This window comes from Amycolatopsis antarctica (genome assembly GCF_002262875.1).
Classification (GTDB): Bacteria; Actinomycetota; Actinomycetes; order Mycobacteriales; family Pseudonocardiaceae; genus Amycolatopsis; species Amycolatopsis antarctica.
Map to the genome: position 1 here is coordinate 185,232 of NZ_NKYE01000014.1, position 10,411 is coordinate 195,642.

General features: G+C 71.0%; 14 protein-coding genes. 6 read left to right on the plus strand and 8 right to left on the minus strand.

Going from position 1 to position 10,411, the window contains the following annotated elements; genetic code table 11:
• Positions 1 to 124 precede the first annotated feature (124 nt).
• Both CFN78_RS21355 and CFN78_RS21360 read left to right on the plus strand, forming a co-directional pair.
• Positions 125 to 463, plus strand: a complete 339-nt coding sequence (locus CFN78_RS21355) for a WXG100 family type VII secretion target (RefSeq protein ID WP_094864635.1) — start codon at positions 125 to 127, stop codon at positions 461 to 463.
• 37 nt (positions 464 to 500) lie between these two features.
• Positions 501 to 797: a WXG100 family type VII secretion target gene (locus CFN78_RS21360; RefSeq protein WP_094864636.1), complete on the plus strand. Its 297-nt coding sequence runs from the start codon at positions 501 to 503 to the stop codon at positions 795 to 797.
• Positions 798 to 1,036: 239 nt separating this feature from the next.
• On the opposite strand, the gene mycP is transcribed toward CFN78_RS21360, so the two are convergent.
• Positions 1,037 to 2,329 carry a type VII secretion-associated serine protease mycosin gene (gene mycP / locus CFN78_RS21365; protein WP_094864637.1) on the minus strand — a complete coding sequence of 431 codons (1,293 nt, stop codon included), beginning with the start codon at positions 2,327 to 2,329 and terminating at the stop codon, positions 1,037 to 1,039.
• A gap of 276 nt (positions 2,330 to 2,605) precedes the next feature.
• Positions 2,606 to 3,280 (minus strand): class I SAM-dependent methyltransferase, encoded by a 675-nt coding sequence (locus CFN78_RS21370; protein WP_094864638.1) that lies wholly within the window; start codon positions 3,278 to 3,280, stop codon positions 2,606 to 2,608.
• Positions 3,281 to 3,500: 220 nt separating this feature from the next.
• Between CFN78_RS21370 and CFN78_RS21375 the strand changes: the two genes are divergently transcribed.
• The gene (locus CFN78_RS21375) at positions 3,501 to 3,896 is read left to right on the plus strand and encodes a DUF742 domain-containing protein (RefSeq protein WP_094864660.1); all 396 of its coding nucleotides are present in this window, start codon (positions 3,501 to 3,503) and stop codon (positions 3,894 to 3,896) included.
• Positions 3,897 to 3,914: 18 nt separating this feature from the next.
• On the opposite strand, the gene CFN78_RS21380 is transcribed toward CFN78_RS21375, so the two are convergent.
• Entirely contained in the window at positions 3,915 to 4,787 is an 873-nt protein-coding gene (locus CFN78_RS21380) for an alpha/beta fold hydrolase (RefSeq protein ID WP_094864661.1), read from the minus strand.
• A 67-nt stretch (positions 4,788 to 4,854) separates the two neighbouring features.
• Between CFN78_RS21380 and CFN78_RS30160 the strand changes: the two genes are divergently transcribed.
• Positions 4,855 to 4,983, plus strand: a complete 129-nt coding sequence (locus tag CFN78_RS30160) for a hypothetical protein (protein WP_276307348.1) — start codon at positions 4,855 to 4,857, stop codon at positions 4,981 to 4,983.
• A gap of 65 nt (positions 4,984 to 5,048) precedes the next feature.
• Here CFN78_RS30160 and CFN78_RS21385 read toward each other — a convergent pair whose 3' ends face one another.
• Positions 5,049 to 5,360 (minus strand): hypothetical protein, encoded by a 312-nt coding sequence (locus CFN78_RS21385; RefSeq protein WP_094864639.1) that lies wholly within the window; start codon positions 5,358 to 5,360, stop codon positions 5,049 to 5,051.
• A gap of 239 nt (positions 5,361 to 5,599) precedes the next feature.
• Between CFN78_RS21385 and CFN78_RS29270 the strand changes: the two genes are divergently transcribed.
• Both CFN78_RS29270 and CFN78_RS21395 read left to right on the plus strand, forming a co-directional pair.
• Complete coding sequence (locus CFN78_RS29270) at positions 5,600 to 6,154, plus strand: TetR/AcrR family transcriptional regulator (protein ID WP_165777649.1); 555 nt, start codon at positions 5,600 to 5,602, stop codon at positions 6,152 to 6,154.
• Positions 6,154 to 7,473, plus strand: coding sequence for an FAD-dependent oxidoreductase (locus CFN78_RS21395; RefSeq protein ID WP_205660602.1), 1,320 nt, complete (start codon positions 6,154 to 6,156; stop codon positions 7,471 to 7,473). Before CFN78_RS29270 ends, CFN78_RS21395 begins: the two co-directional genes overlap by 1 nt.
• 68 nt (positions 7,474 to 7,541) lie before the next feature.
• Here CFN78_RS21395 and CFN78_RS21400 read toward each other — a convergent pair whose 3' ends face one another.
• The 4 genes from CFN78_RS21400 to CFN78_RS21415 all read right to left on the minus strand — a co-directional run.
• On the minus strand, positions 7,542 to 8,408 hold the full coding sequence (locus CFN78_RS21400) for an oxygenase MpaB family protein (protein ID WP_240519600.1): 867 nt from the start codon (positions 8,406 to 8,408) through the stop codon (positions 7,542 to 7,544).
• A 98-nt stretch (positions 8,409 to 8,506) separates the two neighbouring features.
• The gene (locus tag CFN78_RS21405) at positions 8,507 to 8,776 is read right to left on the minus strand and encodes a hypothetical protein (protein WP_094864642.1); all 270 of its coding nucleotides are present in this window, start codon (positions 8,774 to 8,776) and stop codon (positions 8,507 to 8,509) included.
• An 85-nt stretch (positions 8,777 to 8,861) separates the two neighbouring features.
• Positions 8,862 to 9,326, minus strand: a complete 465-nt coding sequence (locus CFN78_RS21410) for an SRPBCC family protein (protein WP_094864643.1) — start codon at positions 9,324 to 9,326, stop codon at positions 8,862 to 8,864.
• A gap of 159 nt (positions 9,327 to 9,485) precedes the next feature.
• Positions 9,486 to 10,411: cytochrome b family protein (locus CFN78_RS21415; RefSeq protein WP_476692356.1), on the minus strand; the 926-nt coding region annotated here is incomplete at its 5' end.

Below are 10,411 nucleotides of genomic sequence, written 5' to 3' on the forward strand. Positions count from 1 at the left end.
AGGAAGGTGACGAACCGGTACGGCGTCCGGTGGGCCTGGCTAGCGTCAGCACGAGGTCGGCGTTTGGCGCGCTGACCGCGCACATCCACCGCGGTGCGAACCGCACGGACGAAAAGGAGACCTCATGCCGGCGGGTGATCAGCTTCACGGTGTGACAGACAGCCTGGAACGCGGCGCGCAGATGGCGGGCAACGTGGCGGGCAACATCGAGGGCCACCGCACCTCGTTGCGGCCCACCGTCGAGGCACTGAAGGGACAGTGGGAAGGCACCGCGCGCCCGCAGTTCGACGCGGCGCATGCCCAGTGGGAGCAGGGCATCACGCGGCTGAACGCGGCAATGAACAGCCTGGGGGAGAACACCCGTTTCTCCGCGAACACCTACATGGCCGCCGACCAGAGCGGTGCGTCCAGCCTGAGCGCCACTCAGGGCCACAGCCCGTTCGGCGGGGCCCTCAACGCCTGAGCCACGTTTCTCGCGGCTCACGACATCGGGAGATCAGATGCTGATCAAGGGTAATTTCGGCCAGCTCGACGATCTGGCCTCGCAGATCATGTCCACGGTGGGCAGGGTGCAGCAGGAGATGGACACCTGGCGCCAGCAGTCCGGTGCCACCGAGGCCGACTGGCTGGACCGCGCCGGTGGCCAGTTCAGCGAGGTGAGCGCGGCCTGGCAGCAGGTGTCGACCGCGCAGCAGTCGATGCTCGACGCGCTTCGTGGCGGTGTGACCAATGCGAACGCCGAACTGCAGTCCGCACTCGGATCGGCTGTGTCCCGGGTGGGCAGCACCTCGATCTGAGTCCACGCAGCCGGAAACGGCGGCGGCCGTGCACTACCTCCCCGGCCGTCGCCGTTTCCGGGTGCGTGGAGTCCTTCCGCCACCACAGCGGGGTCCACAGAGGACGCTCAGGGTGTCGCGTCCTCTGTGGACCTTGTGCTGTGCGGGGAATCGGTCGCTGCGGGAAACCTGGCGACGGGCCCGGACGCCGCGCCGAGGACCGTGCGCGCGACGATCCCGGCGCCGGAACTCCAACGGTGTCAGCGTTCCGAACTCGGCGGGGGCAGCAGGAAGACCTGGTCCGGCGGCTCCTCGATCTCACGGGTAGCCGCGACCGGTGCGGCCCGCCGGGCCCGCCAGCCGGAACGACGGCCGCGGGAGAGCACCACGACGCCCGCGGCGCCGAGCAGGGCACCCGCACCAGCGCCGACAGCGAGCAGCCTGCCACCCTGCCCCGCGCTGTCCCACCAGCTCGCCAGCCGTGCCTGCTCCGGGTCGACCGGTGCCGGGGCCACCATCGGCATCGCCGCCGGGGCCACCGAGGTCAGCTCGTCGGTGACCGCGCGGTACGGATTCACCAGACCCGCCCCGTAGGACGTGCTGTCCCGGCCACCCGGGGCGGGTGTGGCGGTCGCCTTCAGCCGCTCCGCCACCTCGTCCGCGCTCAGCGCCGGCCACGCCGCTCGTACCAGGGCCGCCGAGGCAGCGACGAACGGCGCGGCGAAACTGCTGCCCTTCCAGTACTGGTGACCGGCCGCCCTGCTCGCACTGGCGACGCTGCCGCCCGGGGCGACGAGATCGACCTGCGGGCCGACCTGCGACTCGGCCAGTCGCTGCCCGGCCATGTCCACCGCGCCGACGCCCAGCACACCGTCGTAGGCCGAGGGGTAGGTGGGGCCTCCCGGCAGGTCCTGCTGACCCATGTTGCCGACGGCGGCCACCACGAGTGCGTCCTTGGAGCGGGCGTGGGCGACGGCCTCGCGCACCCCCGGATCGTCCACCCGGCCGGACAGCGACAGGTTGATCACCTTCGCGCCCTGGTCCGCGGCGTAGCGGATACCGCTCGCCAGCAGGCCGACGTCGAGTCCCTGGCTGGTGCCGTTGTCGTCGGTGTCGCGTTCGGCGACGCGCACCGGCAGGATCCTCGCGCCGGGGGCGAGCCCGGCGAAACCGACCCCGTCCGCCGGGTTCGCACCGATGATGCCGGCCACCGCGGTGCCGTGCGAGGCGCAGTCGAAGTTCCCTGGCAGGTCACCGACCAGGTAGAAGTCCTCACCGGGCAGCACCTTGTCGCCACCGAGCTGGGGGTGGTCACTGTCCACACCGGAATCGACCACCGCCACCAGCACCCCGGCACCGGTACTGTGCTGCCACACCGTCTCCGGGTCCAGCATCTTCTGCGCCCACGGCTGCTCGGTGATCACCGCCTGCGCGGGCTCGGGGTTCGGGCAGGTGCCCGCGGGCGGGGGAGCGGCGTGCGCGGGCACCGGCGCGGTCGCCCACACGGCCGCCGCCACGGCCGTGGTCACCAGGAACCTGCTCAGAGTCTTCATCACCCTCATCGTCTCCGCCGCCACCCGGCCGGGTCCGCCGATGGCCGGAAGAGGTCAGGCGCGCACGGGGCCGCGGGGAACGACCCGTAGCCCGGAGACCGCCCCGCGTCGACGGCGCGAACCACTCCCGCGGCCCTGCCCCGAATCCCACCGTGGCCTCCCGATGAAGGGAACCGGACCGCTACCCGGCCGACCCTGCCCTCGGCCCGGTCGCCATCCGAGACATGAGAACGTCCACAGTGGACGGTGACTGGGCTCTTGGCGGCCTGGGCCGCCTCAGCCGGGTGCGGTCCCGGCGGGTTTGACGGCGAGCAGGTAGGCCTGCGGCGTCGACTCGGGGAAGTCGCCCGTCGTCTCCGGTTCGCGCACCGTTCGCGTCCGAACCGCAAGCCCGGCCTCGGCCAGCGCCTCCGCGACCCGGTCCGGGTGCCTGCGGCGGAAGTCCAGTGCGACCTCGTGTCCCTTCGCCTCGCGCAGGTGCAGGACCTCGTCACCGGCCTGGAAGGCGAGTTGCAGATAGCCTCCCGGGGCGAGCACCCGGTGGAATTCGGCGAACACTTTCGGTAGTTCGGCGTCCGGGACGTGGATGATCGAGTACCAGGCGAGGACACCGCCGAGCACGCCGTCCTCGATGTCGAGGGCGGTCATGGATCCCTCGGTGAAACGCAGCGCCGGGTACTGCTTCCTGGCCTGGGCGACCATCCCCGGCGACAGGTCGACGCCGAACACCGGTACGCCGAGTCCGTCCAGATGGGCCGACACCCGTCCGGGACCGCAGCCGATGTCGGCGACCGGGGCGGTGCCGCCCTGCCGCACGAGTTCGGCGAACACGCCGAGCAGTGCCCGGTCCAGTGGCCTGGCCGCGAGTTCGGGCCGGATCCACTCGGCGTAGGTGGCGGCGATGGTGTCGTAGGACGTGCGGGTGTGCTGCAGGAACGCCGGTTCGCTCACGGTCGGCCACCGTACTACCGCCCGGCCAGGTGATGGCCGGAAAGTGCCAGTTCGTGCCCGGAACCATTGAGTTCACCGATATTCGACCTCTGTGCCAGCGGGAATTCACCGCCTCACCGGCGGATCGGGCAGACTGCCGGTGCGGGTGCGTCCGAGGTGGTGGTGAACCGGGCGCGTGTGGTGGTGGCCGCGGACCCGATCCGGCGGAATGGAGATGCCGATGACAGACGGTGCCGGCGGGTACGGCCCGCGCGGATGGGACGTACCGGACGAGCCCGCCTCCGGACTGGTGCGCCCCTACTTCCGTACCGGTGGCCGCACCCGGCCCGCACGCAGCCTGCCGATCGAGATGCTGGTGCGTACCACCGACCGCGGGTTGCGGCAGGAGCGCTTCGCCCGCCACGAGCACGCGTCGATCTGCCGGATGTGCACCAGTGCCCAGTCGATGGCCGAGATCGCCGCGTACCTGCGTATCCCGCTGGGTGTGGCGCGGGTTCTGGTCGCGGATCTGATTGGGCACCAGTTCGTCGCGGCCGGGGAGGCGGGCAACACGCCGGACGGGCGGCCCAGCGTCGAGTTGATGCAGCGAGTGCTGCAGGGCCTGCACGGCATCTGAGCGCCGGACCGGTGACGGTCAGCGGGGAACGGACGCCAGGTGCCCGCGGATCAGGGCCGTGGTGACCGCCGGTGCCTGTTCGGGAACGGTGTGTTCCAGGCCGGGCAGGTGCGCCAGCCGGTACGGTCCGCGCACCCAGTCCCCGGTGGCAAGGACGCCCGAGGGCGCGACCATCGGATCCCGGGTGCCCGCGATGAACAACGTCGGCACGGTGACGGGCTCCTCGTAACCGGTGAAGTCGTTCGCGCGGTACCAGTTCAGCGCGGCCGTGAGCGCGCCCGGTTCGGACAGCCTGCGGAAGTACTCCTCGCTCCGGTGCTGCGGCACCCCCGGCAGTGTCGGCGGGCCGCTGCGCAGGATGTTCTCCTCGGGCACCGGGCTCGGCTGCCGGAACACGTCCATGTACTGCGAGGCGCGCTGTTGTTCCGGATCGGTGCGCAGGGCGTGTGCGAAGGCACCGAGATGGGGCACCGAGACGGCGGTCAGCGAGCGGACCCGGTTCGGGTGCCGCGCTGCCGCGATCCAGCCGACCGCGGCGCCCCAGTCGTGCCCGGCGAGGTCGAACCGGCTCCAGCCGAGCGCATCGGCCATCGCCAGCACGTCCCGCACCGGATGGTCGAGCGTGTAGTTCCGCGCGCCTGCCGGGCGGACGCCGGGGGAGTAGCCGCGCTGGTCCGGGGCGACGGCGCGGAAACCCGCCGCGCCGAGCGCGCGCAACTGTGCCTCCCAAGCGATCCCGAACTCGGGGAAACCGTGCAGCATCAACACTTTTCGCCCGTGCCGGGGGCCGGCGGCCACGGCGTCGAAAGTTCCGGCCGCGGTCGGGATCCGGATCGGGGCCAGGCCCGGACAGCGGGCGGACGCTGCCGTGGTGCTGCCGGGCAGTGCCATCGTGGACAGGGCCGCCGCGGACAGCGCGGAGAACGAGAGAAATCCCCGTCGGGACATCGAGTTCGACATGCGGTCACCCTGTCCGCGCGGCCAGTGCCCGCACCAGCGGGCCGGCACCCCGATGCGTGGTGGGGACAACCCCCGGCCCGGTTACCTCTGGGCGAAGCGGTTGTTCAACCGGGTGACGGTGCGCTGACCCGTACCGGCCATGTCCCGCGACTCCGGCGCGAACATCGAGATCGCCCAGTCGCGGGACAGGGCCTACTCCTTGCCCATCGACCGGCGGATCTCGGCCAGCTTGTCGCGAGCGGCCTGGTCGCGGTCCTCCAGCTTCTTGTCCAGCGAGGCGAGGTCGTTCTCGGTGCCCAGGCCGGCCAATTCGGTCGCGCCGGCCGAGGTGGTGTATCGCTTCTCGATCTGGTCACGCACGTAGTCGAAGGTGGGCACCCCGGCGTCGGTGTAGTCGGGTTCGGGAAGCGCGGGCGAGCCCGGTGCCGGTGCCACCGCCGAGGTCGGTTCCTCGACGACCTCCGCGTCGATCGCGTCCGGGCCGTCGGCTTCGGGGTCACTCATCTTCTGCTCCGTCTCTCCTCGGGTAGAGCCTTGTTCCACTTCGACGATAGCGGCGGTGGCCGGTCGGTGTCCGATCTGCCGCCCGGCGCCCTCGCGAGCAAGGCGACCGGTGTCCTCAGTGGACCATCGCGGCGTCTGCCCGGTGCTCCCTCCACTGTGGACTCCGTAACGGAGGGGGTACCGGGTGCTTGCGTCTTCCGGGTACTCGCCGTAGTCTCAACCAAATGGTTGGTGGAGAGATGAGTGCGGGTCGCCGTGGCGAACTGGTGCGCGTGGCGTTCGATCTGGTCGCCAGCGGCGGACTGGAAGGCCTGCGGCTGCGGCAGGTGGCGGAGGGTGTCGGCATCGACCATTCCACGCTGCACCACCATTTCCCGACCAAGCAGCATCTCGTGGAGGCGGTAGCCGAGTACGCGACGGCGCAGTTCCACGTCACGGCCCCACCGGCCGGGCCCGACCCCCGGTTCCGGCTGGCCTCCCATCTCGACGCGCTGCTGACTCTGCTCCGGCACCGCCCGGAACTGTTCGTGGTCACCGCCGAGCTCGACCTCCGTGCCCGCCGCGATCCCGCGGTCCGGGCCGCGCTGGACCGGCACGAATCGGGCTGGCGGACCGCGCTGGCCGGGGTGTTCGTGACGGCAGGCCGAGATGACGAGGCGGTCGCCGAGGCCACGGCCGAGACGGTGATCGCCGCGGTCAAGGGCGTGCGCCTGACCCCTGAACTGGCTCCCGCCGTGTTCGCCCGGCTCGCCGCCGTGTGGACGGACGGCACCGAGGCCACAGAGGAGGAATGATGAACGCACCGAAGGTCGTCGTGATCGGAGGAGGCATCGGCGGGCTGTGCCTGGCCCAGGGCCTGCACGCCGAGGGCGTCCCGGTCGAGGTCTTCGAGCGGGACGAGCATCCGGCGAGCTGCTGGGAGGGGTACCGCATCCACATCGACCCGGCAGGCGCCCGCTCGCTGCGGGCCTGCCTGCCGGCCAGGCTGTGGGACACCTTCGTGGCGACCTCCGCGCCCGGCGGTGACTTCGGTTTCCTCACCGAACGGCTCGCCGAACTCCTGGTCGTCGAGGAGGCGATTTCCCATCCGGGAGGCGAGCATCCGGTGGAGAGCCACTACGCGGTGGACCGGCGCGCCCTGCGTCGCCTGCTGCTGTCCGGCATCGAGGACCTGGTGCACTTCGGCGCCGAGTTCCGGTCCTATACCGACGCCGGGGACGGCCGGGTGACGGCCGAGTTCACCGACGGCCGCCGGGTGACCGCCGAGGTGCTGGTCGGCGCGGACGGCCCCGGTTCCCGGGTGCGCAAGCAGTACCTGCCGCAGGCCGCTCCCCGCCCCGCCGGGGTGGCCGGGATCGCGCACAAGCTGTTCCTGACCGAGCAGACCCTGGCCTGGATGCCGGAGCGGCTGGGGCACGGGATGAACCTCGTCAGCGGCAGCGACGGCGTCTCCCTGTTCACCTCCGCCTACCGGCCGCCCGCCGGGGCGCGCGACCGGCTGGCCGCGCTCGGCGGCGCGGTGCCGGACGACCTCGACCAGCCGTACGTACTGTGCGCTCTGGTCACCCGCGCCGACCGGCTGCCTGCCGGCCTGCGCGAGCTCGACGACGCCGGGCTGCGGGACCTGGCCGACGAGCTGGTCGCGGGCTGGCATCCGGACCTGCGGCGGGTGCTCGCCGAGTCCGACCCCTCGTGCCGTAGCGCGCAGACGTTCAGCGTGGCACCGGAGATCGCGCCGTGGCCGAGCAGCAGGGTCACCGTTCTCGGCGACGCGATCCACGCGGTGCCCGCCACCGGAGGTCTCGGCGGCAACACCGCTCTGCGGGACGCCCGCAGGCTCACCATGGCGCTGTCCGGGGTGGCTCGCGGCGACAGCGAGCCGGTCCCGGCGATCGCGGCATACGAGGCCGACCTGCGGGACCACGGGTACGCGGCGATCCGGGACGCGCTGGAGATACGAGATCAGATGCTCGCGCACGGTGTCGTGTCCACCGCGGTGTCCCGGGCGTGGTTCCGGCTGTGCCGTCGTTCCGCCACCTTGCGGCGGCGCAGCTTCGGCGACCGTCCGGACGCGGTCAGCGCGCCTCGCGCGTGGGAGCACACCCTCACCTGAGAGTCTCGACCACCTGCCGGCCACGAGAAATCTGACAGTCCATTGTGGATGGTAAAGATGACGTCGGCTCAACCGGGTGGTGTCATCACCCAGCGAATGCCGCGGACGAGGCCGTGCCCGGCCAGTCGTACCCCGGTCTGCTCCACGCCGGGCAGGTAGGGCAGCCGCAGTGGCAGCCGGGCCCACCGGGGCAGCAGGGCGACGGCACTCGCGCCGAGTACCGCGTACGGGCCGCGGGCAGCCAGCGGAAGGGGCGGGTTGAGCAGGATGAACCGGGCGGTGGCCCTGGCCTCGGGGGTGGAACGCAGTTCCGGCCGGTAACGGGCGATCCGTTCGGTGAGTTCGTCCTGGGATCGGGGCGGGTCGACCGCGCCGAGCGCGCCGGCCACCCTGGCCGTGTCCGCCACGTACTCGTCGCACTCGCCGCGATCCAGCGGGCGGGCGCCATATCGCTGATGAGCCCGCAGGAAACTGTCCACCTCGGTGATGTGCACCCAGGTCAGAAGATGAGGATCGGCGGCGTGGTAGGGCACGCCATCATCGGTGGTGCCCCGCACGCGCTGGTGGATGGCCCGCACACGATCGACGGCGTCCTGTGCGTCGGTGGACGTACCGAAAGTGGTGACCGCGAGGAAGGTGCTGGTGCGCTGCAGCCTGCCCCACGGGTCTCCCCGGTAACCGGAGTGCGCGGCGACCGCGGCCATGGCGAGGGGATGCAGCGACTGCATGAGCAGTGCGCGCAGTCCGCCGATGAACATGGCGGCGTCGCCGTGCACCCGGCGGATCGGACGCTCGGGTGCGAACCAGCGGGGGCCGGGACTGTCGTGGATCCGGGAGCGGTTCGCCGGTCCCTCGGGGCCGGCGACCCGCTCGAACAACGTCGCGCCCAGGCTCCGCCGGAGCGCGGCGACATTCGTGAGATCGGAGATTCGCAAGGCGTGATCCGTTCGCCATGGCCCGGGGCGGGGCCGGGTGGTCCCGCTGCCGATGGTACGGCGGCTTCGGCTCCACGCCGTCCACCGCGCATCAGGCGTCAGAGCGGTTCGGTGGCCGCTCTCGGCGGGTCCGCCCGGGCCTCGGCACCGGTGAGGCCGGCGTAACCCTCGTCCTGTCCGGCTACCCGGCCCACGAAGTTCCCGCTCTCGCCAGGACCGGTGGTCCCGCTGTTGTCACCGCCGTCGTGGCCGGAACTACCGCCGGTTCGCCGGGTACTCGCGACCGCGGGGTCGTCTCCGGCCCCGGATTCCGGGGGGATCCGGGTGCCGCGGCGACGGTCGAGCAGATTGCGGAGCCAGCCAGGCATGGCGGCCTTTCCTGTGTGTCCGGGGCCGGAGGAGGTGGGGCCCGACGTGCGCGAGGTTCCGGCCGGTCGCGCACGCCGAGGCGTATCAGGCGCCGGAGCGGTCCACGTCGCCGCGCCACGCGCCGGTCTCGTGACCACCGCGGGACTCGATGAAGTCCTTGAATCGCTTGAGGTCCCCCTTCACCCGCCGGTCGAGGATGCCGAGCTTGTCGGCGACGTTCTCGACGACGCCCTCGGGGTCGATGTCCATCTGCGCGGTAACCCGGCTCGTCTTGTCGTCGATCCGGTGGAAGGTGATCACGCCCGCGTGCCGGGGGCCGTCGTCAGAGCGCCATGCCACGCGCTCGTCCGGGTTCTGCTCGGTCACGGTGGCGTCGAACTCGCGGCTGACCCCGCCGACGCTGACCTTCCAGTGCAGGTGCTTGTCGTCGGTCTGACGGATCTCGTCGACGCCCTCCATGAACTGCGGGAAGGATTCGAACTGCGTCCACTGGTTGTACGCGGTGGGCACGTCCACGGCGACGTCGACGGACTCGGTGATGTTGCTCATCAATGCTCTCCGGAATCTGTTGGTGGCTATGACGAGCGTTCTGTGCCGCGGTCTGCGGCATCTCGCCTTCTCCTGGGGTACCCGCCGGAATCGCTGCCAAACCGCTACCGGGCGGGTGAGTGAATCCTCGCGTGCGCAGCGCTGTCGCACCTGGGTCGATCAGGATTCCTGTGCGCCTGTCGTCGCCGGGCGCTCGCCTGTCTCGCCGTCCGGTCGCGCACGCCCGTTCGCCGCGCCACTGCCGTTCCCGTTGTGCCCGTTGCCGTTCGCACCGTGGAGCGCGATGGCGTCCTCGGCGGGGTCGGCCGTGACCCAGCTTCCGGGGACGGCGTGTCCGGCGGAGCCGAGTTGGTTCATCTTCTTCGGTACCGCGGCGCCCTGGTAGGCCAGTCCGAGCGGATGGCCGTGCTCGTCCACCGGGCCGAGCGGCTGGTGGATCTCGATGAACTCACCGTGCGGGAGGCGTTTGATGATGCCGGTTTCCACACCGTGTTCGAGCACTTCCCGGTCACCGCGTTGCAGGCCGATGCAGATCCGGTAGGTGATGTAGTACGCCAGCGGCGGCAGCAGCAGGACGCCGATCCGTCCGGCCCAGGTCATCACGTTGAGCGAGATACTGAATTCGAGCGCGATGATGTCGTTGAAGCTGGACAGGGTGATCACCACGAAGAAGGCGAGCGCCATCGCACCGATGCTGGTCCGGACGGGAACGTCGCGGGGGCGTTGCAGCAGATTGTGGTGCGCCCGGTCGCCGGAGAGTTTCCTTTCCAGCCATGGATACGAGATCAGCGCCCCGATCAGTACGGCGATGCCGATGGCCCCGGCGAAGAACACCGGTGGAATCAGGTAGTCGCCCAGGTAGACCTCCCAGGCGGGCCAGATGCGCAAGATGCCGTCGGCCCAGCCCATGTAGTAGTCGGGCTGGGAACCGGCGGAGACCTGCGACGGGTTGTACGGACCCAGATTCCAGATCGCGTTGATCTGGAACACACCCGACATCAACGCCGTCAGCCCCGTCACCAACGCGAAGAACGCACCACCCTTGAGCGCGAACACCGGCATGATCCGCACACCGACGACATTGG

Coding starts and splice junctions, on each gene's coding strand:
- CFN78_RS21355 (WP_094864635.1), top strand. CDS start 125: ATGCCGGCGGGTGATCAGCTTCACGGTGTGACAGACAGCCTGGAACGC.
- CFN78_RS21380 (WP_094864661.1), bottom strand. CDS start 4,787: ATGGCACTGCCCGGCAGCACCACGGCAGCGTCCGCCCGCTGTCCGGGC.
- CFN78_RS21375 (WP_094864660.1), top strand. CDS start 3,501: ATGACAGACGGTGCCGGCGGGTACGGCCCGCGCGGATGGGACGTACCG.
- CFN78_RS21410 (WP_094864643.1), bottom strand. CDS start 9,326: ATGAGCAACATCACCGAGTCCGTCGACGTCGCCGTGGACGTGCCCACC.
- CFN78_RS21405 (WP_094864642.1), bottom strand. CDS start 8,776: ATGCCTGGCTGGCTCCGCAATCTGCTCGACCGTCGCCGCGGCACCCGG.
- CFN78_RS21360 (WP_094864636.1), top strand. CDS start 501: ATGCTGATCAAGGGTAATTTCGGCCAGCTCGACGATCTGGCCTCGCAG.
- CFN78_RS21385 (WP_094864639.1), bottom strand. CDS start 5,360: ATGAGTGACCCCGAAGCCGACGGCCCGGACGCGATCGACGCGGAGGTC.
- mycP (WP_094864637.1), bottom strand. CDS start 2,329: ATGAAGACTCTGAGCAGGTTCCTGGTGACCACGGCCGTGGCGGCGGCC.
- CFN78_RS30160 (WP_276307348.1), top strand. CDS start 4,855: ATGCGGTCACCCTGTCCGCGCGGCCAGTGCCCGCACCAGCGGGCCGGC.
- CFN78_RS21395 (WP_205660602.1), top strand. CDS start 6,154: ATGAACGCACCGAAGGTCGTCGTGATCGGAGGAGGCATCGGCGGGCTG.
- CFN78_RS29270 (WP_165777649.1), top strand. CDS start 5,600: ATGAGTGCGGGTCGCCGTGGCGAACTGGTGCGCGTGGCGTTCGATCTG.